Raw genomic sequence first — 26,413 nt, 5'->3', positions numbered from 1 at the left:
CCACGACACGGCGAGGCGAGGCGCGGCACGGCGTGCGGTTGCGCGGCCGGACGGCTGAGGAGCGTCCGGCCGCGCCGACCGGTGCGCGGTCGTCAGCCCCGGACCGCCGAGAAGACGAACGAGAACTCCGCCGGTTCGGCCCGCAGTTGGTACCGGGGAAGGGCGCCGGGACCGCACGACTGCGAGCCGATGCCCTGCTGGCCGTGGTCGAGGTTGACCCAGACCGTCTCACCGGCCCGCAGATCCGTCAGATGATCCGCGGCGTCCAGTTGCTCCGTCGTCCAGCGGCGCGCGGTGAACCAGAACGCCGGGTCGCCCTCGATCCGCAGCCCCCCGAGCTCGGCCCAGCGGACGTCCGGCCGGGCGCCGTTCTCCTGCGGCCGTACGTACGGCGTCTGCATGGCGTCCACGGTCGACTCCCAACGACCTTTCATGGACGCCGACTTGGTGTCCGGATAGCCCTCGCCCGGTCCGCCGCCGAACCAGGTCACCCGGTCCGCGGAACCCGTGAGCCCGAGCCGGACGCCGAGCCGCGGCAACGGCAGCGTCCAGGGGCCCTCCGGCGCCACGGACACGGTCAGCCGCAGCCGGGTGCCGTCGGAGGTCCAGCGGTAGACCGCGCGCAGGCCCACCTCCCGGGCCGCGGGCGCCACCCGGGTCCGTACGGTCAGGGCGTCCTCGCCCGGCTCCACCCCGTCGAGGCGGTGCCGCATCCGGTGCAGGCCCAGGGTTCGCCAGAGCGTCCCGAGGCGGGCGGCGGACTGCCAGTGCGCGCCGTCGTCGTTGTCGGTCGGGGCGCGCCACACGTCGAGGCGCGGGCCGGTGACCTCGACTCCGCCGATGGAGAGGAGCGCACCGGTGCGGGCGTCGAAGGTGCCCGGCCCGAGCGCGGTCACCCGCCCACCCGGCATCGGGGCGACGGACGACCGGAGGCGCGGCGGCACCGCCTCCACGACGGGTACTTGAGCCCAGGCGACGACATGGCCGCGCGGTCCCCAGGCCGTGTCGTCGGCCAGTGCAGCGCGGACCGTCCACTGCGTCTCGCCGCTCCGCGGGTCGGCGGGCGGTGCCGGCAGTTCGACCTCGGCCGACTCGCCCGGCGACAGTGCGGGCACCACGAGCGGGCCCGACTCGACCGTCTCGCCGTCCACTTGGTACGACCACTCGAAGGCCAGGGCGGAGAGGTCGGCGAAGTCGTACCCGTTGGTGACACGCACGGTGCCGTCCGGGCCCGCGGTCCGTTCCCGGCCCCGTTCGGACGGTGCGGAGGCGCTCCCGCCGTCGAAACGGACGGGCTCGATCACCTTCTTGTACTCGACGAGTCCGGGGGACGGCGTCCGGTCCGGGAAGAGGAGGCCGTCGCAGACGAAGTTCCCGTCGTGCAGTTCCTCGCCGAAGTCCCCGCCGTACGCGAACCCGTGGCGCTCGTCCCTGACGCCGTGGTCGATCCACTCCCAGACGAACCCGCCCTGGACGCGGTCGTACGAGGTGAACAGGCGCTGGTAGTCCGCGAGTCCGCCGGGGCCGTTGCCCATGGCGTGTCCGTATTCGCAGAGGATGAAGGGGAGCCGGCGTCGCCGCAGGCCCCCGCCGTCCAGCCGCCGACCGATCCGCTCGACCTCGGCGTGGTCGGCGTACATCCGCGAATAGACGTCCGTGTCACGGCAGTCGATGTCGCCCTCGTAGTGGATGAGCCGCGAGCCGTCGCGGCCCCGGATCCACTCGGCCATCGCGGTCAGCCCGCGCCCGGTACCGGCCTCGTTGCCGAGGGACCAGAGGACGACCGACGGATGATTCTTGTCGCGCTCGACCATGCGCGCCGCCCGGTCCAGCAGCGCCGGTGTCCAGCGGGCATCGTCCACGGGGTTGTCGCGCCAGGCCTGTTCGGTGAAGCCGTGCGTCTCCAGGTCGCACTCGTCGATGACCCACAGGCCGTACTCGTCGCACAGGTCGAGGAAGGCGGGGTGGGGCGGGTAGTGCGAGGTGCGCACGGCGTTGATGTTGTGCCGCTTCATCAGCAGTACGTCCGCGAGCATGGTCTCCGGATCGAGGGCGCGGCCCTTCTCCGGGTGCCATTCGTGGCGGTTGACGCCCTTGAAGAGGACCGCAGTGCCGTTGACCTTGATCAGACCGTCCTGGAGCGTGACGCTGCGGAACCCGACGCGCAGCGGGACGCGTTCGCCCTCGGTGACCAGCTCACCGTCGTACAGGCGCGGTGTCTCGGCCGTCCACGGCAGCACCGGCACGGTGACCGCCGCGCCCGTCTCGACATCGATGTCCAGAGCGGGCACGAGGACCCGCCCGTCGACGTCGGAGTCGACGCGCAGGGTCCCCAGGCCTTCGTGGTGGTCGTAGGAGGCGTGCACGAAGAAGTCGAGGGCGCTGCCCGCCGGGCGGTGCAGCAGGGTGACATCGCGGAAGATGCCCGGCAGCCACCACTGGTCCTGGTCCTCCAGGTAGGAACCCGCCGACCACTGGTGCACCCGGACGGCGAGCACATTGCCGCCCGGCCGCAGCAGATGGCCCACGGCGAACTCGTGCGGCAGCCGCGACCCCTTGAACTCGCCGAGGTCCGTGCCGTTCAGCCAGACCCGGGCGCAGGACTCGACCCCGTCGAAGCGCAGGACCGTGCCGCCGTCCGCCGGCCAGTCGGGCGGCAGGTCGAAGCGGCGCAGATGGTCACCGGTCGGGTTCTCCGTGGGCACGCGCGGCGGGTCGACCGGGAACGGGTACAGGTGGTTGGTGTAGATCGGCGAGCCATGGCCCTGCAGTACCCAGTGGCCGGGGACCTGGATCTCGGCCCAGTCCCCGGCCGGGTGGCCCTCGGCCGCGAAGGAGTCGTCCTCGGCGTCGGCGGTGGGCGACAGCCGGAAGCCCCAACTTCCGTTCAGCGAGAAGGACCTGGCGCTGGAGGCCGCGTACCAGGCGCGCGGCGGGAGGGCGCCGCTGCCGGGGGAGACGTCCTCGACGTAGTCGGTGGCGGAGGGGGGAGAGGCCGGTGGTCCGGGAGAGGTGCGGAAAGACATGCGTCTCCTCGTTCAGCCCTTGATGCCGGTCTGCGCGATTCCCTGGACCAGCCAGCGCTGGAGGAAGAGGAACACGAACACCAGGGGCAGGATGGAAATGGCCGTGGCCATGAAGATCAGGTGGAAGTTGACGGTCTGGTTCGTCATGTACGAGGACAGGGCGACCTGGACCGTCCAGGCGTCGGGGTCCTGGCCGATGACCAGCGGCCACAGGAAGGCGTTCCAGCCGCTGATGAACGTGATGGTGGCGATGGCGGCGAAGAAGTTCAGGGAGTTGGGCACGACGATGCGCCAGTACGCGCCCCAGTAGCCGAGCCCGTCCATGCGTGCCGCCTCCTCCAGCTCCTTCGGGAACCCCAGGAAGTACTGCCGGAAGAGGAAGCACGTGAAACCGCTGAAAAGCCCCGGAATGATGAGACCGCGAAGACTGTCCACCCAGCCGAGCGACGAGACGAGCACGAAACTCGGCACGAAGGTCACGGCGGAGGGGACCATCAGGGTGACCAGCACCCCGTAGAAGACCTTGTTGGCGTGCTTGTACGGGATGCGCGCGAGGCCGTAGCCGGCGAGCGAGCAGACCAGCAGGGTGCCGAGGGTGTGCAGGACCCCGACCACGGCGGAGTTCCACAGGGAGCGGGCGAAGGGCACGGTGGGGTCGTCGAACAGCTCCCGGACGTTGCCCCACTTGAGGTCGGTGGGGAAGAACTGCCAGTTCTCGCCGGTGATCCGGGCGTCGGTCGACAGGGAGTTGCGCACGAGCAGATAGAAGGGGACGAGGAACAGCAGACCGGCGACCCCGGTGGCGACGTACAGGCCGGTGCTGCCCAGGACTCCGCCCCGGTCGCGTCGGCGCTTCCGCGGCGGGGCGGCATGGGCCTTTCGGCCCGGCATGACGGCGGTCACTCGGCTTCCTCCCCGCGTCCGAATCCCATGAACCTGCCCTGAAGCAGCGTCACCAGGCAGATCAGCAGGGTGAGAACGACCGCGCCCGCGCTGCCGGCGCCGTAGTCCTGGGCCTGGCCCAGTGCCGTGTAGTACAGCTCGACGAGCGGTGGCCGGCCCCAGGTGGTCTTCGACAGCAGGTTGTAGAACTCGTCGAAGGCCTGGTAGGCGGCCACCAGGAGCAGCAGGACCACGGCCGTCGAGGTGGCCCGCAACTGCGGCAGGGTGATGTGGCGGAAGGTCTGCCAGCCGGGCCTGGCACCGTCGATCGCGGCGGCCTCGTACAGCTCCGGCGGGATGTTCTGCAGGGCGGCCAGGAAGAGGATCATGTAGAAGCCGGCCTGGAGCCACAGCCGGGCGCTCACGATGACCAGCCAGTACCAGGGCGGATCCGGGTCGGCCAGCCACGCGATGTTCTCGACCCCGAACCAGCCGAGGACGGTGTTCATCAGACCGAAGCGGACCCCGCTGAAGATGGACATCTTCCAGATCAGCGAGGCGGCGACATAGCTGCACGCGGTCGGCAGGAAGAACACCGACCGGAAGAACGCCCGCATGAACCGCAGCCGGTTCACCAGCAGCGCGAGACCCAGGGAGATCGCCCAGGTCAGCGGCACGATGAACGCGGCGAAGACGGTGAACGTCACCAGCGAAGCGGTGAAGTCGCTGTTCTCCAGCATCTGCCGGTAGTTGTCGAAGCCGACGAACTTGTCGGGGGTGACGGTGAAGCGCGCCTCGAAGAAGCTCAGCCACAGGCTCCAGCCGATCGGCACGTAGACGAAGACCAGCAGGCCGATCAGGAACGGTCCGGTGAAGAGCCAGAAGTTGAAGGTGGCGCGGCCCCGCAGCCCCCGCCGCGGCCGGGCCGGCGCGGCCTCGGCCGGGGCGGGGCGCGAGACTCCGCGTGAGGTGGTGGTCGACATGTCTGGGCCCGTCCGCCGGTCTAGCCGAAGAGCTTCTTGAGTTCGCGGTTGACGGTCACGTCGGCCTTGTCGAGCGCGGCCTCCGGGTCCCCGCCCTTGCGGACGCAGTTGGCGAAGACGTCCTCAAGCGCGGTGATCATGGACTGGGTCCAGCCGATGTTGTCGAAGTGCCCGTACTCGCCGAAGAGTCTGACGCCCTCGGCGGGCAGCCCCGACTTCAGCTTGGTGGCGGAGGCGGCGAGCGAGGTGCGCGGCGGGATGTGGAAGCCGTACGACAGCGACCAGTCCTCCTGGTACTTCTTCTGGTCGATCCAGAGCCACTTCACGTACTCCTTGGCCAGGTCGACGTGGCTGCCCTTGGCGTTGACGAACATCGACCAGCCGCCGTTGTAGACGGAGGGCTTGCCGGAGTCGATGACCTTGGGGAAGGCGAAGACCCCGATGTCGTCCCCGAGCGCCTTCTGCATCTGCGGCATCGCCCACATCCCGCAGAACTGGATGGCGCACAGGCCCTGGTTGATGGCCGACGGGTCCCAGTAGTCGGCCGGGGCGTCGAGGAGCAGATGGCCGCTGGTGAAGAGCCCCCGCATCTTCTTCAGGCCCTCCTTGACCCCCTCGGTGTGGTACGCGATCCGGTTGCCGGAGTCGAGGGTGTCGGCGCCCGCCGACCAGATCAGCGGGTTGATGACCGCGTGCAGGTCGTTGCCCAGGAACAGGCCCTTGACCTTGCCGGTCGTCAACTTCGCCGCGGCCTCGATGAGTTCGTCGAGGGTGGTCGGCACCTTGACGCCGGCCTTCTCCAGCAGGGAGGGCCGGTAGAAGAAGAATTGCGGGTCGTCGATCATCCGGACGCCGTATATCTTCCCGTCGACCGTGTGCGAGGCGATGTCGGCCGGGTTGAAGTCGTCCTTGACCGGATCGATGATGTCGCTCAGGTCCGCCACCTGCCCGCTCCTGACGAGCTGGATCTGCGGGTGGAACTCGAAGAGATCGGGCGCGTTCTTGGTGAGCAGCGAGGCGAACAGCTTGCTCTCGAAGTCGCTGCCGGTGATCCACTGCGTGGTCACCTGGGCCTTGTCGTAGGCCTTCGCGTACTTCTTGATGGCCTGCTCGGTGCCCGCCTCCCCGTAGGCGTGGAAGTACTGGACCAGCTCCTTGCCCGAACTCCCGCCCCCGGAACGTCCGTTGTTGCTGCCGCATGCGGCCAGCGGCCCGAGGGCGGCGAGGCCGGCGGCGGCCCGCAGTACGGATCGACGGTCCCAGTTGCTGCTCAATGCCGACATGGTGACGTCCTTGTCCTCGATGCGGTCTGAGTGCGGCTGCGGCTCGAATTCGCGGTGCGGTGCGGGACGTTAACCTTCCGCTAAGGCTTCGGCAAGGGGTTGGACGAAGTGCGTGCGAAGCGTTGCCGGGGGTTCGGGATACCGGACGTGCCGGATCGCGGTCCACCGTCGTGGCGGACCGCTGACAGTCAACTCGCTTCAGCACAGCCCTACTTGGAACCGGTCACGCCGAATGCGTCGCTTCCGTCGTCACACCTGGGGCGCGGTGCGGCCCCTCGCGGGGACGGCCCGCTTGGCCGGCCGCTGACCCACCGACTGGAGTGCCCCTTCGAGGGCGAACGTGGCCGCGCCGAGGCAGACCGGGTCGGTCGGAATGGGGGAGAGGACGATCTCGGTGGCCGCGAGCGGACGCCGCAGCGCGTGCCGGGCGACGGCCTCGCGCACCTCGCGCAGCAGCGGTTCCCCGAGCGTGGCGGCCACCCAACTGCTCAGGACGACCACTTCGGGGTTGAGCAGGTTGACCAGGTCGGAGATCCCGGCGCCGAGGTAACGGGCGGTGTCCCGGACGACCTTGAGGGCGACCGGGTCCTGCGCGGCGACACCCGCCGCGAGGGCGTCGATGGTGGCGGTCTGGTCCTCCGGATGCAGCAGGGCGCTCCCGGGGCTCAACTCCCGCAGATTCAGCATGATCCCGGGGGCCCCGACATACGTCTCCACGCAGCCGTGGTTGCCGCAGTGGCACAACCGGCCGTCCAGGACGAGGGTGGTGTGGCCCCACTCGCCCGCGCTGTTGCTGACACCCCGGTGCAGTCCGCCGCCGAGCGCGAGGCCGGCGCCCACCCCCGTACCCAGGTTGACCACCACGGCGTCACCGCGACCGCGGGCCGCGCCGAACCACAACTCGGCGACCGCGCAGGCGCGCAGCGGATTGTCGAGGTGGAGGGGGTAGGCGATGTGCTCCGCCAGCAGGTCGAGCAACGGCACGTCGTGCCAGTCCCAGTTGGGCGCGTACTCCGCGATCCCGGTGTCCCGGTCGACCTGCCCGGGGACGCTGACGCCGACGCCCAGGACCCGAGCACCCTCCACCCCGGCCTGCGCGACCACCGAGCCGACGGCTGCCGCGACATGCCCGACGACCTGCTCCGGGAGGCTCTCGCCGGGCCGTATGTCCTCGTCGGCGCGGGCGAGCACGTTCAGGGCCAGGTCGAAGAGCTCGACGCGGACATACGTCTCGGCGATGTCGACGCCGATCAGGGCACCCCCTGTCGCGTTGACCGCCACCAGCCCCCGGGGCCGGCCGCCCGCGGAGTCCTCGAAGCCGACCTCGGTCAGCATCCTGAGGTCGAGCAGTTCACCGACCAGCGTGGCGACGGTGGCCAGGCTGAGCCCGGTCGCCGCCGCCAACTCCTGCCGAGACGTGGGGGATTCGGCGATGATCTGGCGCAGCACCTCGTACCGGTTCGCGGTGCGGATGTCGCGTGATGTGCCGCGCTTCATGAGGCTCCCCCTCGCTTCCGCGTACCGGGTACCGGGCGCGTCGGCCGACCTGATCTTCGGGCCGGGGTCCGGGGGTGCCCGGGGCGGCACGGCACCGATCGCTTCCCTCGGTTCCCCCGTGCCGTGACGAGGCCCGCCGGCCCCGGCGCTGCGCAAGGCTATGGCCTGCCGGGGACATTCGACAAGGGGTTAGGAAAGGGGCTGGAGGAAGTCCCTCACGAAGGCGTTGGCGAACGTGCCCGCCGGGTCGAGCTCGTCGGCCAGTGTCCCGAACTCGCCCAGCCGCGGATAGCGTTCGCGCAGCACCAGCGGCGGCACCGTGAACACCTTGCCCCAGTGCGGCCGCGGCGCGAACGGCTCCAGGGCCCGTTCGACCCGCCGCACCACCGGCAGCACGGCCTCCGTGTCCTCGACCCAGGTGAAGTGCAGGGCCACGGTGTCCCGGCCGTACGCCGGACTCAGCCACTGGGTGTCGGCCGCCATCGTCCGCACCTCGCAGATCTGCAACTGCGGCGCGATCGTCCCGCGGATCGCGTCCAGGGCGCCCAGCGCGGCCAGGGCGTCCGTGCGCGCCAGCAGGTACTCGGACTGCAGCTCGGCACCGCTGCTCGGTGTGAACTCGGCCCGGAAGTGCGGCAGTCGCTCGTGCCAGGGCCCCGGGACCCCCAACTGCTCGGTGCAGTTGCGGGCGGGCATGCCCGGCACCGGGTGCAGGGCCTCGGTCGCGGGCTCCGCCCACGGGAAGTCGGGCAGCGGCTGGTCGGTGCGCCGCTTGAGCCACACCTGCCGGAAGCCGGGGCGCCCCCAGTCGGTGAACAGGCTCACGCTGTACGCCGACGCCGCGACCGTCTCGAAGTCCAGACCCTCCAGGGGGAGTTCGGTGAACACATGCTGGCTCACCTCGAAGTCCGGCTCCAGGTCGAGGGTGAGCGCGGTGACCACGCCGAGCGCGCCCAGCGAGGTCACGGCACCGTCGAAGCGCCTGTCGCCCCGGCCGATCGTCAGGGACGAACCGTCCGCGGTGATCAGTTCGACCTCCCGCACGGCGGCCGCGAGCGGCCCGTTCGTGACCCCGGACCCATGGGTGCCGGTGGCGACCGAGCCCGCCACGGAGATGTGCGGGAGCGAGGCCATGTTGTGCAGCGCGAACCCGTGCTCGTGCACCCGTCGCGCGAGCTCGGCGTACCGGACGCCGCCCGACACCCGTACCGTACGGGCCGTCGTGTCGACGTCCACCGCGGGCGGCAGCGCCGTCAGCGACAGCAGGACACCGTCGGCGCCGGGTTCGGCGATCTCGTTGAACGAGTGCCCGCTGCCCAGCACCCGCACCCGGGAGCTGTCCGCGACCAGCGTGCGGAGCGCTTCGAGGGAGGAGGGCCGGTGCAGTTCCTTGGCCGCGTACGTGATGTTGCCGGCCCAGTTGGTCAGGGTCATCCCTGCTGTCCCTCCCCGGGGAGTCGCTGTACGTGGCCGGTGCGACGGCCACCCGGGGAACGTACCCCGCCGGTCCGCCGAGTCGGCAGATCCGCCCGTTGACCCTCTCACGTGGCGCGATCTAGCGTAGAGAGCGGTTGCTGTCTGTCGTGTCGTCGACCTCACCGAACCGGAAGGCCACTTCCTTGCCCGAGCGTCCTGTGGCGATGTTCGCCATGACCGCCGAGAACGTGACGCGCATCTTCCCCCCGGACGCACTCGCCGCACTGCGCGGGCTGGTGGACATCGATCCTTCCTTGGCGGCAGGCGACTTCACCGATCCGCCGGTGCGGGCCCGCCTCGCGGACACCGAGATCCTGATCACCGGCTGGGGGTGTCCCGTACTCGACGCCGACGCGCTCGACGCGGCCCCGAAGCTGCGGGCCGTGCTGCACGCCGCCGGTTCCGTCAAGGGGTTCGCCACGCCGGCGGTGTGGGAACGCGGGATCGTCGTGTCCTCGGCCGCCGCCGCGAACGCGCTGCCCGTCGCCGAGTACACGCTCGCCATGATCCTGCTCGCGGGCAAGGACGTCTTCGCGCACCGGGAGCGCCTGCGTACCGAACGGACTTTCCCCTACGGCGAGATCCTCCCCGGAATCGGCAACTTCGGCCGCCGCGTCGGCGTCGTGGGCGCCTCCCGCATCGGCCGGCGCCTCATCGAACTGCTCCGGCCCCTCGACCTGTCGGTGAGTCTCACCGACCCGTACGTGGACGAGGCCGGGGCCGCCGCTCTCGGCGTTCCGCTGCTGCCCCTCGACGCCCTCCTGGCGGGCAGCGACGTCGTCACCGTGCACGCCCCGCAGACCCCGGAGACCCGGCATCTGATCGGCCGCCGCGAACTCGCCCTGATGCCCGCCGGATCGGTCCTCATCAACACCGCGCGCGGCGCCCTGGTCGACCACGACGCCCTGGTCGAGGAGCTGCGCGCCGAGCGGATCAGCGCGATCCTCGACGTCACGGACCCCGAGCCGCTGCCCGTCGACTCTCCCCTGCACGACCTCACGAACGCGTTCATCACCCCCCACCTGGCGGGTTCACAGGGCAACGAGGTCGCCCGGCTCGGCCAGACCGTGCTGGACGAGCTCGAACGCCTGCTGTCGGGAAGGGAGCCGGAGTTCGGGGTCGGCCTGGAGGGACTGGAGCGGGCCGCCTGACCGGCACGCCTGACCGGACAGCCCGAGCGGGCTGTCCGGGGTTCGCTGCACGGCTGGTCCGCGTGGGCCGTCCGGGGGCCCTGTGCCGGTGGTCCGAGCGGGCTGTCCAGGGTTCGCTGCGCCCGTGCTTCGCGTGCGGCCGACGGGCCCAGGCGTGAGGCCGAGGGCGTCCCGCACGGCACGGTTCACCCGCGGGTGCCGTGTCCGGCGTGCCTCAGCCGGTGGGGCGTACGTCGTCGGGGGTGGGAAGCCGCTGGTCAGGCCCGGAGAGGAAGTCCGCCGTCGTGGCCACGAACCGTTCCGGGTCGTCGAGCCACGGGAAGTGCCCCGCTCCGGGCTGGACCACCAGTTCGGCGTGCGGGAACAGGGCGGCGATCCCGGCCATCGCGGGAGGCGGCGAGTTCAGGTCGACCTCTCCGGCGAGCACCAGCACGGAGGACGCCAGACGGGCCAGCGCCGCCCGGGTGGCCTCCGGAGCGAACGCGCCCTCGCCGTAGCGGGCCGCGGCCTCGTGGTTCTTGTGCGCGTCCTCGGCGTCCCGGTGCGCCCGCGCGGCCTCGTCCCAACGGCCGTACCAGAAGGGGGCGATGGCCCGGAACGCGTCGGCGTCCCCGGCTCCGGAGACGATCGCCTCCAGCGCCGCGAACGCCTCGGCGAACCACGGCTCGTCCCGGCGCAGCAGCGCCGTCTCCCGCCTGGCCTCCGGGCTGACCTCGATCCCGACGGCGTACACGCTCGGTGTGACGAGCGCGAGCCGCGCGACGCGCTCCGGACGGCGCTGCGCGTAGAGCACCGCAAGATTCGTCCCCGCGGAGTGCGCCAGCAGGTCCATCCGGTCGAGGCCGAGGTGCTCGCGCAGCGCCTCGACGTCCTCGACCAGCCGGTCGCAGCGGTACGAGGAGGGGTCCGCCGGGATCGCGGACCGGCCGGTGCCGCGAAGGTCCAGCATGATCAGCCGGCGGTGCGCGGACAGCCCGCCCAGATCCCCGAGATACCCGCAGTCCTGCATGGGCCCACCCGGCAGACACACCACCGGCGAGCCGTCCCCGAAGGTGTCGAACGTCAGCTCGGTCCCGTCGTACGCGCTGAAGGAAGGCATGGCGACGACTCTCGCAGCGGCGCCCGGACGCGGCAAACGAGATCCGGCGCCGCGGCGGGGGTCGGGCGGCGCGAGGGGACCCGGCACGGCCGATGTCCGAGCGGGGGCATACCGTGAGGAGTCGAACAACGACAGACGAAGCAGGTCGGGAGCGAGGAGAACGGGATGGGCAGCCGCACCGCGCTGGTCGAGGATCTGATGGAGCGGTTCCCGCACGTGCCGCGGGAAGCCGTCATCAAGGAGGACCTGCTCCGCGGGGGCGTGGCCTTCGACGCCTCGGCCCTCAGCGACAACGAAGGCGGCGAGGTCAAGCCGAAGTCGTACTTCATCTTCTCCTTCGACCACGGCACCCTGCCCGAGCTCGGTGAGGCCGCGCTGCGGCGCCCGCCCGAGGAGATCATCCTCACCGGCGGCCCGTACGACCTGCGCCGGACCGTCGTGTCCGTGCGCGTCAATCCCGCCTCGCCGTACCGCGTCGCCGCCGACGACGAGGGCGTCCTCGGGCTGTACCTGGACGGGAAGCGGATCTCCGACGTCGGGGTGCCGCCGATGCCCGAGTACTACCGGCACAAGCTCTCCAACGGGAAGTCCGTGATGGAGGTGGCCCCGACGATCCAGTGGGGGTATCTCATCTACCTCACCGTCTTCCGCGTCTGCCAGTACTTCGGCGCCAAGGAGGAGTGCCAGTACTGCGACATCAACCACAACTGGCGCCAGCACAAGGCCGCCGGCCGCCCGTACACCGGCGTGAAGGACGTCGAGGAGGTCCTCGAAGCGCTGGAGATCATCGACCGCTACGACACGGCGAAGGCGTCGACGGCGTACACCCTCACCGGTGGCGCGATCACCAAGACGGTCGCAGGGCGTGACGAGGCCGACTTCTACGGGCACTACGCCAAGGCCATCGAGGAGCGGTTCCCGGGGCGGTGGATCGGCAAGGTGGTGGCCCAGGCCCTGCCCCGCGACGACGTGCAGCGGTTCAAGGACTACGGCGTGCAGATCTACCACCCCAACTACGAGGTGTGGGACGAGTATCTGTTCAAGATGTACTGCCCCGGCAAGGAGCGCTACGTCGGCCGGGACGAGTGGCACAAGCGCATCCTCGACTCGGCCGAGATCTTCGGCGCGCGCAACGTGATCCCCAACTTCGTGGCGGGCGTGGAGATGGCCGAGCCCTTCGGGTTCACCACCGTCGACGAGGCCATCGCGTCGACGACCGAGGGTCTGCGGTTCTTCATGTCGCACGGCATCACGCCCCGCTTCACCACCTGGTGCCCCGAGCCGACCACCCCGCTCGGCAAGGCCAACCCGAACGGCGCGCCGCTGGAGTACCACATCCGTCTGCTGGAGGCCTACCGCGCCACGATGGACGACTTCGGGCTCAAGTCGCCGCCCGGGTACGGAGAGCCCGGTCCGGGACGGGCCGTCTTCTCCGTCAGCTCCTTCATGGACAGCCTGCCCGCCCGGGAGCCGGCCTCCCAGGTGTGAACCGCGCCGCTCGGCGAACCCCCGCACGGCCCGGACGTCCTCCCTGCGTCCGGGCCGTGCGCGTCGTGCCGCGCCGCGTTCCGGGAGTACGGGAGCCACGCGTTACCCGCGGGGCGGGCGGGGGAAGTGGCAGGTCCTGTGAAAGTTGAAGCGAACGGTCCCTCCCGGCCCGCGTTCTGTACGAGACTCGGGGCGCCCGGAGCAGGTCGGCCCGCCGGAATCGGCCGGTCCGCCCGAGGCGAACGGTCCGCCGGAATCGGCCGGTCCACCCTGTGATCGCGTGACCGCATGATGTGACTGTGTCGCTTGTCAGTTGTGTCGGAACCGTGAAAGGCTCTGGCCCGTTGTCGAGACGGTCCCCAACTCAACCTGAAATAAGGCGAGTTGGGCATTGTGTGACGTTGCACGTGGACGCAGTGGATGCAGGAGCCCCCCATGACAGACCTGCCGACCCCCCAGGACGCCGCCGAGGCCGTGCTGTTCTCGGAATGCTGGGACGCGGTCCTGTCGTACGCGGACCTGTGTACATCCGGCTCCGCCGCGGCCACCCAACTGGCCACCGAGGCGTTCACCCATGGCATCCATGAGGCGCGCTCGGTCATGGCGCGCACGAAGAACACCGGCCGCAGAACCCCCCGGCTGCCCCGGATTCCCTTGCTGCTCAACTCGGTTCGGACCACCGCCGCCGGCTGGGAGGCGCACGGCCAGGGCCACCGCCTCGACCCCGACCTCAGGCTGTGGCTCAACTCCGAGAAGGCCGCCCGCTACACCGGGCCTCCGCTGCACCGTCCCATCGCGCTGCGCGGCCTGAGGGATCTCCAGGAAGCCGACGCGGCACTGCTGTGGCTGGTCGAGGTGGAGGCACTCCCGCTGCCCGCGGTCGCCCGGCGGCTCGGCCTCGACCCGGTGGCCGCGGCCGAGGAACTCGGCCAGGTGCGGGCGTTGTTCAGGGACCGGTGCCATCGCAACCACCTCGACACCCCGATGGACGCCGACTGCCGCAGTTACGCCCGGCTCCTCGACGCGGTCACCCGCTCGCCCGGTTCCGAGACACCCGAGGACCTCTCGAAGCACCTCGCCCACTGCGTGGAGTGCGCGGAGGCCGCCGCCTGTCTGCGGCTGCACGGCGGCGGGCTGCCCGCGGCGCTCTCCGGCGGGGTGATCGGCTGGGGCGGCCTCGCCTATCTGGAACGCCGGCGGCGCGCCGCCGAGGCGGGACTGGCCGGCGGCCGTACGGACGCGGCGGTGGACACCGGTCTCGCCGAGGTCAAGGAGAGCGCGCCCAGGATCGGCCGTACCGGACTGCTGGTCGCCGCCGTCATCGTCTCCGGCCTGGCGCTCACCGTCTCCCTGATGCCCTTCGGCGCGGGGAACGGCGGCACCACGGTCGCGCGCGGCGACTCCGCCGACCGTCAGCCGGTGGCCGACCCGGGAGTGTCGTCCCCGCCGGCGACCGAAAGGGCCGAGGGCTCGCTCGTGTCGCCGGAACCCGTGGACGCCGGCGCCGACGGGGGCTCGAAACCCGACCCCGAACCCCAGGGCGGGTCCGCCTCCCCGGACCACGCCCCCGGCCGGACACCTGGCTCCACGGGTTCCACCGAACCCGCGGACTCCACCCGGAGCCCCGCCTCCTGCGAGGTGAAATACCATCTCGTCGACGAGTGGACCGACGGCTTCCAGGCCACCGTCACCGTCACGTCCGCCCATGCCCTCGACTCCTGGCAGGTCGCCTGGACCTACGGGGACGGCCAGCAGGTCACGCAGATGTGGGACGGCACCTACGCCCAGCACGGCTCCCGGGTGACCGCGACCGCCGCCGACTACAACAAGTCGGTCGCCGCGGGCGGTTCCTTCGCCGTCGGCTTCCTCGGCACCTGGCACGACACGAACACGGCCCCGGACGCCTTCACCCTCAACGGCGGACGCTGTACGACCACTCACTGAACCACCGGCCCTCCGCGTTCCCGCGCAGGGCCGTGGGCACCCACGACGTCCTGGACCTTCCGGCAGCCCCGCGCTACGGCAGCCACGCGCTGTGGCAGTCGAGGTGGGCCCAGTCGGACGTGGCGTGGGGGCCTTGGGCCGGGACGAGGCCGATGGTCAGGACCGCCACGGTCCGCCGTGCCATGAGCACTTCCCCATGGAGAGCGGGTCCCCGTGAAGGCCGGGTTGCCCCCACTCGCGCCTCCCGGCAGGGAGGTGCGAGCGCGCCCGGTCGGGTTCCCGGCGCCACGGGACTGCGGGCGGACCGCGGTCAGGTGCGCCGTAAATACGTGGCATCGCCGCCCGCGTACCTCTAGAGTCGGAACCGTTCGAGCGGCGACCGCGGTTGCCGCGGGTGATCCGGCTTGTGCAGGAGGTGTGACCGATGGCTGTCTTCGAGATGGGCGCTGCCCGCATCCAGAAGTTCATCAAGTCCACCTCCGTGGCCGCCGGCTGACCTTCCTCTTTCTTCGCGCCGCAGTGCGCGTCGCCGGGGCCGCCCTTGTGAAGGGTCTCCCTTGACTTCCAGTTCCACTTTCCCGACCTCGTCCCGCTCTCTGGGTCTCGCCCCGCTCGCCGCCTACGGCTGGGACGACGGCTGGGCGGACGAGTTCGCTCCCCACGATTCCGAAGGGCTCGTCGCCGGACGGGTGATCCGGGTCGACCGGGGCCAGTGCGACGTCGTCACCGCCGACGGGGTCATCCGCGCCGACACCGCGTTCGTGACACCGCACGATCCGCTGCGGGTCGTGTGCACCGGCGACTGGGTCGCCGTCGAACCCGCCGGCACCCCGCGCTACGTACGGGCGTATCTGCCGCGCCGTACGGCCTTCGTGCGCTCCACCTCGTCCAAGCGGTCCGAGGGGCAGATCCTCGCCGCCAACGTCGACCACGCTGTCGTCGCCGTCTCCCTCGCCGTGGAACTCGACCTCGGCCGCATCGAACGCTTCCTCGCGCTGGCCTGGGAGTCCGGCGCACAGCCCGTGGTCGTCCTCACCAAGGCCGACCTGGTCCCGGAGGCGGCCACCCTCGGGCACCTCCTCCAGGACGTGGAGACCTCCGCGCCCGGGGTTCCCGTGCTCGCCGTCAGCTCCGCGACGGGGGAGGGGCTCGACATCCTCGAAGCGGCGCTCGCGGGCGGTACGGCGGTGCTGCTCGGACAGTCCGGCGCGGGCAAGTCGACCCTGGCCAACGCGTTGCTGGGCGAGGACGTCATGGACGTCCGGGCCACCCGCGACATGGACGGCAAGGGCCGGCACACCACGACGACCCGCAACCTCCTCGTGCTGCCGGGCGGCGGTGTCCTCATCGACACCCCGGGACTGCGCGGAGTCGGGCTCTGGGACGCCGAGATCGGTGTCGGGCAGGTGTTCTCCGAGATCGAGGCGTTCGCCGCCGACTGCCGCTTCCAGGACTGCGCGCATGTCGCCGAACCCGGGTGCGCGGTCCTGGCGGCCCTCGACTCCGGCGAGCTCCCGGAGCGGCGGCTGGAGAGCTACCGCAAGCTGCTCCGTGAGAACCAGCGGATCGTCGCCAAGACGGACGCACGCGTGCGTGCCGAGATCCGCCGCGACTGGAAGCGCAAGGGCGCGGAGGGCCGCGCCGCCATGGAGGCCAAGCGGGGGCGCTGGTAGCCGGAGTGCGGGGGCACGACTTCCCGGTGCCCCCGCACTGGCGGCGGCGGCCGGATCCACCGCCCGTGCCCCCGCCCGCTCCGGTCCGGTACGCCGTCCACGCCCCGCCCGGTCGCTCCGGGCCTCCAGCCCCGCCCGGTCGCTCCGGGCTCTCCGTGCCCCATCCGAGGGGTGCGGGCCCGTAGCGTCGTGTCCGATTTCCGCCAGCCCGGCCGTGGGGGCCGGGCCACACTGGAGGGGTGAACGACGAGGACACCAGGTACGAGGCCGTGCGGAGCCGGGACGCCCGGTTCGACGGGGAGTTCTTCTTCGCCGTGCGGACGACGGGCATCTACTGCCGGCCCAGCTGCCCCGCGGTGACGCCGAAGCGGCGGAACGTGCGGTTCTACCCGACGGCCGCCGCCGCCCAGGGTTCGGGCTTCCGGGCCTGCCGTCGATGCCGCCCGGACGCCGTGCCGGGCTCCGCGGCGTGGAACGTACGGGCCGATGTCGTCGGCCGGGCCATGCGCCTGATCGGTGACGGCGTGGTGGACCGGGAAGGCGTCGGGGGCCTGGCCACGCGTCTCGGGTACAGCGCCCGCCAGGTCCAGCGGCAGCTCACCGCGGAGGTCGGCGCCGGCCCGGTCGCGCTGGCCAGGGCACAGCGGGCGCACACCGCGCGGATCCTGCTCCAGACCACCGAACTCCCCGTCACCCAGGTCGCGTTCGCCGCGGGGTTCGCCAGCGTGCGCCAGTTCAACGACACGATCCGTACGGTCTACGCGTCCACCCCGAGCGAACTGCGCGCCGCGGCACCCCGCACCGGCCCTGCCGCCCGGAGCGCGGCCACCCCCGCCACGGACGTCCCCACCACGGGCGTCCCGCTCCGGCTCGCGTACCGGGGGCCCTATCAGTCCACCGCCGTCTTCGACCTGCTGGCCGCCGAGGCCGTCCCGGGTGTCGAGGCCGTCGGCGGCGGCAGGGGCGGCCGTACGTACCGGCGCACGCTCCGGCTGCCGTACGGCACGGGAGTCGTGGCCGTCGAGGAACGGCCGGGCACCGGCGCCGGCCGCCCCCGCACCGGCAGGACGAGCCGCACCGCCCCGGGAGCGCCGCGCCCCACCGACGCCGCCCACCCCGGTGGCTGGCTCGACGCCCGTCTGCATCTCACCGATCTGCGTGACCTGACCACCGCCGTACAACGCCTGCGGCGCCTGTTCGACCTCGACGCCGATCCGTACGCGATCGACGCCCGGCTGGGAGCCGACGGGCGGCTGGGCCCCCTGGTCGCGGCCCGGCCGGGCCTGCGGTCCCCGGGCTCCGCCGATCCGGAGGAGCTGGCGGTGCGCGCGCTCGTCGGGGTGGCGGAGGCCGAGCGGCTCGTGCTGCGGTACGGGAAGGCGCTGGACGCCCCGGGCGACACGCTCACGCATCTCTTCCCCGAGGCCGCCGTGCTCGCGCGGGCCGAGCCGGACGGTCCCCTCGGCGCCCTGACCGCCGCCCTCGCCGACGGGGCCCTGCGTCTCGACCCGGGCGCCGACCGCGACGAGGTGCGGGCGGCACTGCTCGCGCTGCCCGGCGTCGACGAGGACACCGCCGCCGTGATCCGCACCCGGGCCCTCGGAGACCCGGACGTGGCACCGCCCGGCGTGGACGCCCCGGACGGCTGGCGCCCGTGGCGCTCGTACGCCGCCCAGCACCTCAGGGTGGCGGCCCGCAGCGACACGGGCCCCGGAACCCCCGACCCGGCTCTTCCGTAAGGCCGTTCAGTCGTCGAGACCCCAACTGTGGATCCGCCTCGGATGGATCCGGATCAGTTCCTCACTGAAGTGCGGCCCCAAGTCATGTGCCCCGGTGAGGAGTTCGGCCTCTCCGCGGATGTCGATGCCCCTGACCTTCCACGGCTTGAGACTCACGATGTCGTCGACGACCAGGGCGACCTTCGGGTTCTTCCGGAGGTTGCGCCACTTCTTCGTCGTCCCCATCGCGTAGCCGCCGATCAGGATCGTCCCGTCCTCCTGCGGGAAGAAGCCGACGGGGTTGGCCTGGGGCTGTCCGAGAGGGTCGACGGTGGCCAGTCGCCCCAGCCGCTGCGACCTCAGATACGCGCGCTCGGCTTCACTGAATTCGGTCATGGCAGCAGCCAAACACGCCCCCGCGCGCGGCGCATCGGGTTCCGGTCCTAGGACCGGGGGAGGAGGGCCCCTTGGCCCGGTCGGCGCTGTCCGGCTCCGTTCGGGTGCGTCCGACGGGGCGACAGCGCGTTGCGGGGTCCCATGCCCGGGGAATCGATGGCCCATGACCCGCGCGATCATGCTCCGGCGCCTCCTCGCACCCCTGGTGACCACCCTGGTCCTCACCTCGCCGGGCGTGACCGCCGAAGCGCGGTCCGCGCCCGGCCACCGGGGCCCGGACCGGGCCGAGAACGAGATCGGGAACAGGCCCGGGAACCAGGCCGTCGACCGGCGAGGGCCCTGGACGGGAACCTGGGAGGCCGCGCCCTCCGGAACCGTGCCCGCGCTGCCCGGCGCCTCCATCCGCGATGTCGTGCACACCAGCGTCGGCGGCCGGGCCGCGCGCGTCCGGCTCTCCAACAGGCTCGGCACGCGACCGCTCCAACTCGGTTCCGTGACACTGGCGTTGCAACGGCCGGGCGAGCCGAGGAGTCCCCGGGCCGTCGCGGGCTCGATGCGTACGGTCACCTTCGCCGGCGCCGGGTCGGTCACCGTCCCCGCCGGCCGGGACGTGGTCAGCGACCCCGTCGCCCTGCCGGTTCCCGCCGACTCCAACCTGCTGGTCTCCGTGCACACTCCCGCCGACTCGGGCCCGGCGACCTACCACCGCTCCGCGTTGCAGGCCAACTTCGTCGCTCCCCGGGGCGACCGGACCGCCGAGGAGAGCGGCGCCGCGTACACCACCACCGTCGGCGACTGGTACTACGTGACCGGCGTCGACGTGCTCGGGCCGGCCGCCGGCAGTGTGGTGGCCCTCGGCGACTCGATCACCGACGGCACCGGCTCCTCGTTCGACGCCAACCACCGTTGGCCCGACCGGCTCTCCGCCCGGCTGCGTGACCTCCCCGCGTACCGCAGACCCGGCGTTCTCAACGCGGGGATCGCCGGGAACCGCGTCCTGCTGGCGGGCCGCGGCCCGAGCGCTCTGACCCGGCTGGACACCGACGTCTTCTCCCGCGCCGGCGTCCGCACGATGATCGTGCTGGAGGGCGTCAACGACCTCAAGGGGACACCGGAGCAGAGGGACCCGCGGGCCCTGGTGAACGCGTACCGGCTCGTCGTGCGGCGCGCCCACGCCCGCGGTATCCGGGTCATCGGCGCCACGATCACCCCGTACGGCGGTCATGTCGCGTACACCCCGGCCCGGGAAGCGGTGCGGCAGGCGGTCAACACCGCCATCCGCTCCCGCCGGATCTTCGACGCCGTCGCGGACTTCGACGCCACCGTCCGTGATCCGGCACGCCCGAGCCGTATCCTCCCGGCCTACGACCCCGGCGACCATCTGCACTTCAACGACGCCGGCATGCGCGCGCTGGCCGACACGATCGATCTTCGCTCCCTCCTGGCGAAGGCACCCGGGCGCTGACACGGCCGCCGGACGGCGAAACGGCGGCCGGTGACCATGGGGCGGTGACCATGGGGCGGCGGGCAGCGGGCAGCCGGGCAGTGGAGGGCGGGGAGGGGGCCGGGCGAGGGCGGCAGACCGCGCCATGCGGATCGTCTGCGGGCCGAGGGTCGAGGGCGGCGGGCGGGGTCAGCCCCAGATCACCGCGCCCAGCCACGCACCCATGATCAACAGGCAGGCGAAGAGTTCCGTCAGCACGCTCCAGCCACCGGCCCGCATCGCGGTCCGCACCGCGGTCTTCGCCGGCCCGTGCCCGCCGAGGCGCAGCCGCTCGCTGAGATAGATCCCGCCGACGAAGCCGGGTATGGCGCCGACCACCGGCACCAGGAAGAAGCCGAGCGTCGCCCCGGCACCCGCGTACACCGCCATTCGGGTGGTGGCACCGCTCTCGCGCAGCCGTCGCGGTGGCAGCATCCAGCGGATGGCCTGGGCGAGCAGCAGGACCGCCGTCGCGCCGACGAGGACGGCCCAGGACAGGGGCTGCGGGTAGCTCAGCGCCCACCACAGAACCGCGGCCCACACGAGCCACGACCCCGGCAAACCGGGCACCAGTACTCCGGCCAGGCCGAGCAGAATCACCACGCCGACCAGCAGGAGCTCCCACACTCCCATCTGCCCAGCCTGCCCGAGTGGACGGGAAACCGCAGGTCAGTCCCGCGCCACCCAGTCGCGCTCGTAAGCGTGCCAGCCCAGTTGCAGCCGGGTCGTCACCCCTGTCAGCTCCATCAGGCGCTTCACCCGGCGCTGTACGGTCCTGAGACCCAGGTCGAGCTGTTTGGCCACGCTCGCGTCGGTGAGCCCCGCGAGGAGGAGCGACAGGATCTCCAGGTCGGTGCCGTCCGGGCCGTCCGGTTCCTGCTCCAGCACGCCCCGGCTGCCGAGCCGCAGTGGCAGCGCGTCCCGCCACACCGACTGGAATAGCCCGGACAACAGCTCCAGGAGCCCGCTGGAGTGCACGACCAGCGCGGCCGGCTCCGCGGTGTGCGAGGTCAGCGGCACCATCGCGAGCGCCCGGTCGGCGATCACCAGCTTGGTCGGCACCTGGTCCACGACCCGCACCTGCTCGTCGCGGCCGAGCGCGGCGGACAGCTCGGTGATCCCGCCGGGCAGGTCGAGGACGGACCGCTCGACGACCACGCGATAGCCGACACCCCGGTCCGCGGCCTGCTTCTCGGCGTCGTTGTCCGTGCCGGACACCACCGTCGGAGTCCCGGTGACCAGCGCGCACACCTCGTCGCTCGCGCCGAGCTGGAGCTGGAGGAACCGCTGCGCGACCGCGGCCGCGCCGATCACCACCTCGACCAGGTCGTGCGCGGCCGGCTCGCCGGCCGCGCCCCGGTACTCCTCGGCGAGCAGGGCCGCCGCCAGCTCCGCCTTCTCCAGCTCGTGGCGCTGCTGGGTGAGGAGCGCGCCGAGGGCGACCCCCGGGGGCGCGGCGACCCAGCGTCCGGGCCGCGCCGAGGACTGGGCGGCGAGACCGTGCCGCTCCAGCCTGCGCAGCGCGCGCTCCGTCTCGTACTCGCCGAGCGTGAGCCGGCGCGCGAGATCGGGTACGTCGGCGGCGCCGACCGACACCAGCGCGCGGTACGCAGACTCGTGGCTCTCGTCCAGACCTATCGCTGCGAGCATGCGGCGATGTCCCTCCCGTGGATGTGTTCCGGCCGGTGGGCGGACCGTGGCGGAAATCGGCCACGGCACAAACCCGCCTCGGCACATCATCGCCGTACCCCCCGCCCCTCTGACAAGCTCACGTCACCGGGGCACCAACTACCGTCCGTAATGCCCCGCTTGGGTTCGCCCCGCGTCGGGCCGGGCCCTGCCCGTTCACCGACCGGGGCCTTGCGGCTCGCGGACATGGGTGAACCGGCCCTGGAGAGTGGGACGTTGAGGAGGGGGACCGGCGTACGGCGGTGCCGGCCACCGGCGTACGCGACCCGGCGTTCACGCGCCGTGGACCGCGGCCGCCGGTCGGGGCGCGGTCGGTGGGGAAGGGCCGGACCAGGCCGAACAGGCCCTGACCGACGGTGATCCGGCCATCCAGAACGTGACCGGGGCCCGGCTGCGCCCTGCGTCGGGCCTCGGTCACCCAGGCGCCGCCGGGCGGTTCTCCCGTGGGGGGTGGGACCGCCCGGCGGTCAGTTGTTCGCATGTTTCGGTGCGCATTCCTGTTCGACGGTTCACTCGACGCGCCGTTCGACGCCCTGCACCTTGGCCGGTTTTCCGGATGCCCCGTTTTCAACCGGCTGTCTCGGTGGACAATTGGCGGCATGAGCCAGCAGGGGGAGAAGCCCACCGGTCACGAGGACGACTGGTGGGGGCAGTTGTACGGCGACTCCACCGAGGACACGGGGCCCGCGGCCGTGGCCGATTCCCTCGACGACCGGTTCGCGTCGGCGTCGGGGACGGTCGGGGGCGGGCTCGATCCGGGTGGTCCGGAGCCGAGTCCGGATCCCAGGTCCGCGTCGGACCCGGCCTCCGCCGTACGGCGTGGGTCCGTCCGCCGGTCCGGGGAACCCGGGCCCGGCCGTCCGCCGTACCCGGAGCGGCCCCCCGCCGTGCCGGACTCCCCGGTCCCCGGGGCGGGGGGACGGCCTCCTTTCCCGAGGCAGCCTCCCGCCGTACCGGGACAGGCCGGTGATCGGCCGGCTTCCGCGGCCCGGCCCGGAGCGACCCCGTACGACGAGACGGCGTCGCGGCCCGGGCGCTGGGAGCGGGGTCCGGTGCCGTCGCCTGATTCCGACCCGGCCCCGCCCGGCCGCGGCGGACCCCCCTCCGAGCCCCCCGAGCCTTCCTCCTGGGAGCCCACCCCGTGGGAGCCCGCGCCGTGGGAACCCCCGCACTGGGAGCCCCCGCCGCCCGGCCGGGCCCCGGAACCGGCCGCTCCCCTCCCGCCCGGCCCGAAGCCGCCGGGGTTCACCACGCGGGAGCCCGGCCCGGACGCGCCCCGGGCCGCCCGGAGCGACATGTCCGCGGAGTCGCCCGCGGCGAACGACCCGACGGTGAACAACCCCCCGGTGCGCGATCCGGCGCCGGACAATTCCGCGCCGGACAACTCCGCGGTGCGCGATTCCGACGTGCACGATCCCGCGGTCTACGGCCCTGTGGCGCCGGTGCACACGGCTCCCGAGTCCGCGGGTCGGATGTCCGTCCCGCCCGAACCCGCAGGTCAGGTGCCCGCCGTTCCTCAAGCGGCAGCTCAGGTGCCGACGGCTCCTGAGCCCGCTGGTCAGGTCCCCCCGGCGAGGCCGCCGTCGGGCGTGCCGCCGAAACCCGTCTCGGCTCCCGCCGTGCCCCCGCGCGCGGCGCCCCCGGGCCCCGCGCCGAACGTGCTGCCCAGCACCACCGGCGGTTTCCGGACACCTCCGCCCGAACCGGCCCCCGAGTACCTGCCCGCGGACAGGCCCCGGGAGACCGTCCTGTCCGTCGTCCAGCCACCGCCCCCCGTCGGCCACGTCGGCTCGGGCCCGCCCACCTACGCCCCCGAACCGACCGCCCTGCCGCCCGCCGAGCCGGACGAACTCGAAGACCTGGTCGCCGACACCGTCCTGGACGGCGCACGGTACGGAGCGAGCACCTTACGGGCCATGTCCGTGCGCGGGGACTCCGCGCGCTACCGGGGCGAACCGCGCCGGGACGCGCTGCTCACGGCCCGGTTCGGGGCGGGCGAGCGGGCGCTCGTCCTGGTCGCCATGGCGACCGGCGCCCGCGCCACACCGGGCGCGCACCGGGCCGCGGCGGAGGCGTGCCGGTGGATCGGGCAGGCCGTCGGCCGCAGTCACGAGCGGCTGGCCGACGACATCAGGGCCGCCCGGCGCGGGGACCTGAAATCGGGGCTGCACCGGCTCACCGACCGCAGCCTCGGCAGACTGCGGGCGAGCGCGACAGAGCAGGGCGTCGAACCCGAGGAATACGCCGCCGGCCTGCGCTGTCTGCTGCTGCCCGCCGATCCGGACTGCCGTACCCGGGTCTTCTTCGGGGTCGGCGCGGGTGGCCTGTTCCGGCTGCGGGACGGCGAGTGGCAGGACATCGAACCGCGGGTCGCCGACACCGCCGGCGAAGCCGTCGTCGGCTACGGATCGCTGCCGCACGAGACCCCCGAGGGCGACCGGCTCACCATGGACCTGGGCATCACGACGCCCCCGAGCCCGTACGAACCCGCGCCTCGGCCGCCGCACGCCCCCTTCCGGTTCCGGGCCTCCGTAGCCCGCCCGGGTGACACGCTCCTGCTGTGCACGAGCGGCCTGGCGGAGCCGCTGCGCGGCGAACCGGAGCTGGCCGAGTACCTGACGGCACGGTGGTCGCAGGGGGAGCCGCCCGGCCTCGCGACGTTCCTCGCCGACAGCTCGGTGCGGGTCAAGGGGTACGCCGACGACCGGACGGCGGCCGCCGTTTGGGAGGCGTAACCGCGCACGGTGTGAACTCATGGAACCGAGGACGGCCGGGCGACCGAGGGGACCCGGGACACCCGAGGGTTTCGAGGATCGCGAAGAGGTGCGTGCAGCATGGCCAAGCAGAACGTCGCCGAGCAGTTCGTCGACATCGTCGTCCGGGCGGGCGTCAAGCGGCTGTACGGGGTCGTGGGCGACAGCCTCAACCCGGTCGTGGACGCGATCCGGCGCAACGCGGCCATCGACTGGGTCCAGGTCCGCCACGAGGAGACCGCCGCCTTCGCCGCGGGGGCCGAGGCCCAGATCACGGGCAGGCTCGCGGCCTGCGCCGGCTCCTGCGGACCGGGCAACCTCCACCTCATCAACGGCCTGTACGACGCCCACCGCTCCATGGCCCCGGTGCTGGCCCTCGCCTCGCAGATTCCCTCCAGCGAGATCGGTCTCGGCTACTTCCAGGAGACCCACCCCGACCAGCTCTTCCGCGAGTGCAGTCACTACAGCGAACTCATCTCCAGCCCCAAGCAGATGCCGCGGCTGCTCCAGACCGCCATCCAGCACGCCGTGGGCCGGTCCGGAGTCAGCGTGGTCTCGCTGCCCGGCGACATCGCCTCCGCGCCCGCCCCGGACAGGACGATCGAGACCGCCCTCGTCACCTCCCGGCCCAGCGTCCGGCCGGGCGACACCGAGATCGACAAGCTCGTCGCGATGATCGACGAGGCCGAGAAGGTCACGCTGTTCTGCGGCAGTGGCACGGCGGGCGCCCACGCCGAGGTCATGCAGTTCGCCGAGAAGATCAAGTCACCGGTCGGGCACGCGCTGCGCGGCAAGGAATGGATTCAGTACGACAATCCATTCGATGTCGGAATGAGCGGGCTCCTCGGCTACGGCGCGGCCTACGAAGCGACGCACGAGTGCGATCTCCTCATCCTGCTGGGCACCGACTTCCCGTACAACGCCTTCCTCCCCGACGACGTCAAGATCGTCCAAGTCGACGTGCGGCCGGAGCGCTTGGGACGCCGCTCGAAGCTGGACCTGGCCGTGTGGGGCGATGTGCGGGAGACCCTGCGCTGTCTCGTCCCGCGGGTGCGGCCCAAGGGCAATAGGCGCTTTCTCGACAAAATGCTGAAGAAACACGCGGACGCCCTCGAAGGGGTCGTCAAGGCGTACACCCGCAAGGTCGACAGGCACGTCCCGATCCATCCCGAGTACGTCGCCTCCGTGCTCGACGAACTCGCCGACGAGGACGCGGTGTTCACCGTCGACACCGGCATGTGCAATGTCTGGGCGGCCCGCTACATCTCGCCCAACGGCAGCCGCCGCGTGATCGGTTCGTTCTCGCACGGGTCGATGGCGAACGCGCTGCCCATGGCGATCGGCGCCCAGTTCACCGACCGGCGGCGGCAGGTCGTGTCGATGTCCGGCGACGGCGGATTCTCCATGCTGATGGGCGACTTCCTCACCCTCGTGCAGTACGACCTGCCGGTGAAGGTCGTCCTCTTCAACAACTCGTCCCTGGGGATGGTCGAGTTGGAGATGCTGGTCGCCGGGCTGCCCTCCTACGGCACCACCAACAAGAACCCGGACTTCGCGGCGGTGGCCCGCGCGTGCGGGGCGTACGGCGTCCGGGTCGAGAAGCCCAAGCAGCTCGCCGGCGCCCTCAAGGACGCCTTCGCCCACAAGGGCCCGGCCCTCGTCGACATCGTCACCGACCCGAACGCGCTGTCCATCCCGCCGAAGATCAGCGCCGACATGGTGGCGGGCTTCGCGCTCTCGGCCTCGAAGATCGTGCTGGACGGCGGAGTCGGACGCATGGTGCAGATGGCCCGTTCCAACCTGCGCAACGTGCCCCGCCCGTAGGGCGTTTCGGCACGCGGCCGAGGTGTCGGCACGACCGGGCGACCGGGG

Annotated in this window: 18 protein-coding genes; 8 read left to right on the top strand and 10 right to left on the bottom strand. The window is 72.2% G+C overall.

Features of this window, described 5'->3' with window-relative positions; all coding sequences use genetic code 11:
* Nucleotides 1-92: 92 nt before the first annotated feature.
* The 6 genes from OHT01_RS10055 to OHT01_RS10030 all read right to left on the bottom strand — a co-directional run bounded on the left by OHT01_RS10055 (nucleotide 93) and on the right by OHT01_RS10030 (nucleotide 9,105).
* Complete coding sequence (locus OHT01_RS10055; protein WP_328552791.1) at nucleotides 93-3,026, bottom strand: glycoside hydrolase family 2 TIM barrel-domain containing protein; 2,934 nt, start codon at nucleotides 3,024-3,026, stop codon at nucleotides 93-95.
* A 12-nt stretch (nucleotides 3,027-3,038) separates the two neighbouring features.
* On the bottom strand, nucleotides 3,039-3,917 hold the full coding sequence (locus OHT01_RS10050) for a carbohydrate ABC transporter permease (protein WP_328558074.1): 879 nt from the start codon (nucleotides 3,915-3,917) through the stop codon (nucleotides 3,039-3,041).
* 8 nt (nucleotides 3,918-3,925) lie between these two features.
* A complete protein-coding gene (locus OHT01_RS10045) occupies nucleotides 3,926-4,891 on the bottom strand; it encodes a carbohydrate ABC transporter permease (protein WP_328552790.1) in 966 nt (321 codons plus the stop codon).
* Nucleotides 4,892-4,911: 20 nt separating this feature from the next.
* Nucleotides 4,912-6,174 carry an ABC transporter substrate-binding protein gene (locus tag OHT01_RS10040; RefSeq protein ID WP_328552789.1) on the bottom strand — a complete coding sequence of 421 codons (1,263 nt, stop codon included), beginning with the start codon at nucleotides 6,172-6,174 and terminating at the stop codon, nucleotides 4,912-4,914.
* Between the two features lie 249 nt (nucleotides 6,175-6,423).
* Entirely contained in the window at nucleotides 6,424-7,671 is a 1,248-nt protein-coding gene (locus OHT01_RS10035; RefSeq protein ID WP_328552788.1) for an ROK family transcriptional regulator, read from the bottom strand.
* Nucleotides 7,672-7,860: 189 nt separating this feature from the next.
* The gene (locus OHT01_RS10030; protein WP_328552787.1) at nucleotides 7,861-9,105 is read right to left on the bottom strand and encodes an FAD-binding protein; all 1,245 of its coding nucleotides are present in this window, start codon (nucleotides 9,103-9,105) and stop codon (nucleotides 7,861-7,863) included.
* A gap of 185 nt (nucleotides 9,106-9,290) precedes the next feature.
* On the opposite strand from OHT01_RS10030, the gene OHT01_RS10025 reads away from it, so the two are divergent.
* Nucleotides 9,291-10,298 carry a hydroxyacid dehydrogenase gene (locus tag OHT01_RS10025; RefSeq protein ID WP_328552786.1) on the top strand — a complete coding sequence of 336 codons (1,008 nt, stop codon included), beginning with the start codon at nucleotides 9,291-9,293 and terminating at the stop codon, nucleotides 10,296-10,298.
* A gap of 214 nt (nucleotides 10,299-10,512) precedes the next feature.
* Here OHT01_RS10025 and OHT01_RS10020 read toward each other — a convergent pair whose 3' ends face one another.
* Entirely contained in the window at nucleotides 10,513-11,397 is an 885-nt protein-coding gene (locus OHT01_RS10020) for an alpha/beta fold hydrolase (RefSeq protein ID WP_328552785.1), read from the bottom strand.
* A 165-nt stretch (nucleotides 11,398-11,562) separates the two neighbouring features.
* Between OHT01_RS10020 and OHT01_RS10015 the strand changes: the two genes are divergently transcribed.
* The 4 genes from OHT01_RS10015 to OHT01_RS10000 all read left to right on the top strand — a co-directional run bounded on the left by OHT01_RS10015 (nucleotide 11,563) and on the right by OHT01_RS10000 (nucleotide 18,241).
* Nucleotides 11,563-12,885 (top strand): radical SAM protein, encoded by a 1,323-nt coding sequence (locus tag OHT01_RS10015; protein WP_328552784.1) that lies wholly within the window; start codon nucleotides 11,563-11,565, stop codon nucleotides 12,883-12,885.
* Nucleotides 12,886-13,320: 435 nt separating this feature from the next.
* On the top strand, nucleotides 13,321-14,829 hold the full coding sequence (locus OHT01_RS10010) for a cellulose-binding domain-containing protein (RefSeq protein ID WP_328552783.1): 1,509 nt from the start codon (nucleotides 13,321-13,323) through the stop codon (nucleotides 14,827-14,829).
* A 557-nt stretch (nucleotides 14,830-15,386) separates the two neighbouring features.
* Nucleotides 15,387-16,502, top strand: coding sequence for a ribosome small subunit-dependent GTPase A (rsgA, locus tag OHT01_RS10005; RefSeq protein WP_328552782.1), 1,116 nt, complete (start codon nucleotides 15,387-15,389; stop codon nucleotides 16,500-16,502).
* Between the two features lie 239 nt (nucleotides 16,503-16,741).
* Entirely contained in the window at nucleotides 16,742-18,241 is a 1,500-nt protein-coding gene (locus OHT01_RS10000; protein WP_328552781.1) for a DNA-3-methyladenine glycosylase 2 family protein, read from the top strand.
* Nucleotides 18,242-18,247: 6 nt separating this feature from the next.
* Here the strand turns inward: OHT01_RS10000 and OHT01_RS09995 are convergent, their stop codons facing one another.
* The gene (locus OHT01_RS09995; protein ID WP_328552780.1) at nucleotides 18,248-18,616 is read right to left on the bottom strand and encodes a PPOX class F420-dependent oxidoreductase; all 369 of its coding nucleotides are present in this window, start codon (nucleotides 18,614-18,616) and stop codon (nucleotides 18,248-18,250) included.
* Nucleotides 18,617-18,779: 163 nt separating this feature from the next.
* On the opposite strand from OHT01_RS09995, the gene OHT01_RS09990 reads away from it, so the two are divergent.
* Nucleotides 18,780-20,081 (top strand): SGNH/GDSL hydrolase family protein, encoded by a 1,302-nt coding sequence (locus tag OHT01_RS09990; RefSeq protein WP_328552779.1) that lies wholly within the window; start codon nucleotides 18,780-18,782, stop codon nucleotides 20,079-20,081.
* Between the two features lie 168 nt (nucleotides 20,082-20,249).
* On the opposite strand, the gene OHT01_RS09985 is transcribed toward OHT01_RS09990, so the two are convergent.
* Both OHT01_RS09985 and OHT01_RS09980 read right to left on the bottom strand, forming a co-directional pair.
* Complete coding sequence (locus tag OHT01_RS09985; protein ID WP_328552778.1) at nucleotides 20,250-20,732, bottom strand: DUF456 domain-containing protein; 483 nt, start codon at nucleotides 20,730-20,732, stop codon at nucleotides 20,250-20,252.
* Between the two features lie 36 nt (nucleotides 20,733-20,768).
* The gene (locus tag OHT01_RS09980; RefSeq protein ID WP_328552777.1) at nucleotides 20,769-21,749 is read right to left on the bottom strand and encodes a helix-turn-helix domain-containing protein; all 981 of its coding nucleotides are present in this window, start codon (nucleotides 21,747-21,749) and stop codon (nucleotides 20,769-20,771) included.
* Nucleotides 21,750-23,083: 1,334 nt separating this feature from the next.
* On the opposite strand from OHT01_RS09980, the gene OHT01_RS09975 reads away from it, so the two are divergent.
* On the top strand, nucleotides 23,084-24,523 hold the full coding sequence (locus OHT01_RS09975; protein ID WP_443043377.1) for a protein phosphatase 2C domain-containing protein: 1,440 nt from the start codon (nucleotides 23,084-23,086) through the stop codon (nucleotides 24,521-24,523).
* Between the two features lie 99 nt (nucleotides 24,524-24,622).
* A complete protein-coding gene (locus OHT01_RS09970) occupies nucleotides 24,623-26,365 on the top strand; it encodes a pyruvate dehydrogenase (RefSeq protein WP_328552775.1) in 1,743 nt (580 codons plus the stop codon).
* The last annotated feature ends 48 nt before the right edge of the window (nucleotides 26,366-26,413 follow it).

This window comes from Streptomyces sp. NBC_00358 (assembly GCF_036099295.1).
Classification (GTDB): Bacteria; Actinomycetota; Actinomycetes; order Streptomycetales; family Streptomycetaceae; genus Streptomyces.
This window is presented reverse-complemented; position numbering and strand designations above follow the sequence as displayed.

What these genes read in the sequence shown, in the direction of transcription:
- OHT01_RS10055 (WP_328552791.1), bottom strand. Translation starts at nt 3,026, where the DNA reads ATGTCTTTCCGCACCTCTCCCGGACCACCGGCCTCTCCCCCCTCCGCC.
- OHT01_RS10050 (WP_328558074.1), bottom strand. Translation starts at nt 3,917, where the DNA reads ATGCCGGGCCGAAAGGCCCATGCCGCCCCGCCGCGGAAGCGCCGACGC.
- OHT01_RS10045 (WP_328552790.1), bottom strand. Translation starts at nt 4,891, where the DNA reads ATGTCGACCACCACCTCACGCGGAGTCTCGCGCCCCGCCCCGGCCGAG.
- OHT01_RS10040 (WP_328552789.1), bottom strand. Translation starts at nt 6,174, where the DNA reads ATGTCGGCATTGAGCAGCAACTGGGACCGTCGATCCGTACTGCGGGCC.
- OHT01_RS10035 (WP_328552788.1), bottom strand. Translation starts at nt 7,671, where the DNA reads ATGAAGCGCGGCACATCACGCGACATCCGCACCGCGAACCGGTACGAG.
- OHT01_RS10030 (WP_328552787.1), bottom strand. Translation starts at nt 9,105, where the DNA reads ATGACCCTGACCAACTGGGCCGGCAACATCACGTACGCGGCCAAGGAA.
- OHT01_RS10020 (WP_328552785.1), bottom strand. Translation starts at nt 11,397, where the DNA reads ATGCCTTCCTTCAGCGCGTACGACGGGACCGAGCTGACGTTCGACACC.
- OHT01_RS10015 (WP_328552784.1), top strand. Translation starts at nt 11,563, where the DNA reads ATGGGCAGCCGCACCGCGCTGGTCGAGGATCTGATGGAGCGGTTCCCG.
- OHT01_RS10010 (WP_328552783.1), top strand. Translation starts at nt 13,321, where the DNA reads ATGACAGACCTGCCGACCCCCCAGGACGCCGCCGAGGCCGTGCTGTTC.
- OHT01_RS09995 (WP_328552780.1), bottom strand. Translation starts at nt 18,616, where the DNA reads ATGACCGAATTCAGTGAAGCCGAGCGCGCGTATCTGAGGTCGCAGCGG.
- OHT01_RS09990 (WP_328552779.1), top strand. Translation starts at nt 18,780, where the DNA reads ATGACCCGCGCGATCATGCTCCGGCGCCTCCTCGCACCCCTGGTGACC.
- OHT01_RS09985 (WP_328552778.1), bottom strand. Translation starts at nt 20,732, where the DNA reads ATGGGAGTGTGGGAGCTCCTGCTGGTCGGCGTGGTGATTCTGCTCGGC.
- OHT01_RS09980 (WP_328552777.1), bottom strand. Translation starts at nt 21,749, where the DNA reads ATGCTCGCAGCGATAGGTCTGGACGAGAGCCACGAGTCTGCGTACCGC.
- OHT01_RS09975 (WP_443043377.1), top strand. Translation starts at nt 23,084, where the DNA reads ATGTCCGCGGAGTCGCCCGCGGCGAACGACCCGACGGTGAACAACCCC.
- OHT01_RS09970 (WP_328552775.1), top strand. Translation starts at nt 24,623, where the DNA reads ATGGCCAAGCAGAACGTCGCCGAGCAGTTCGTCGACATCGTCGTCCGG.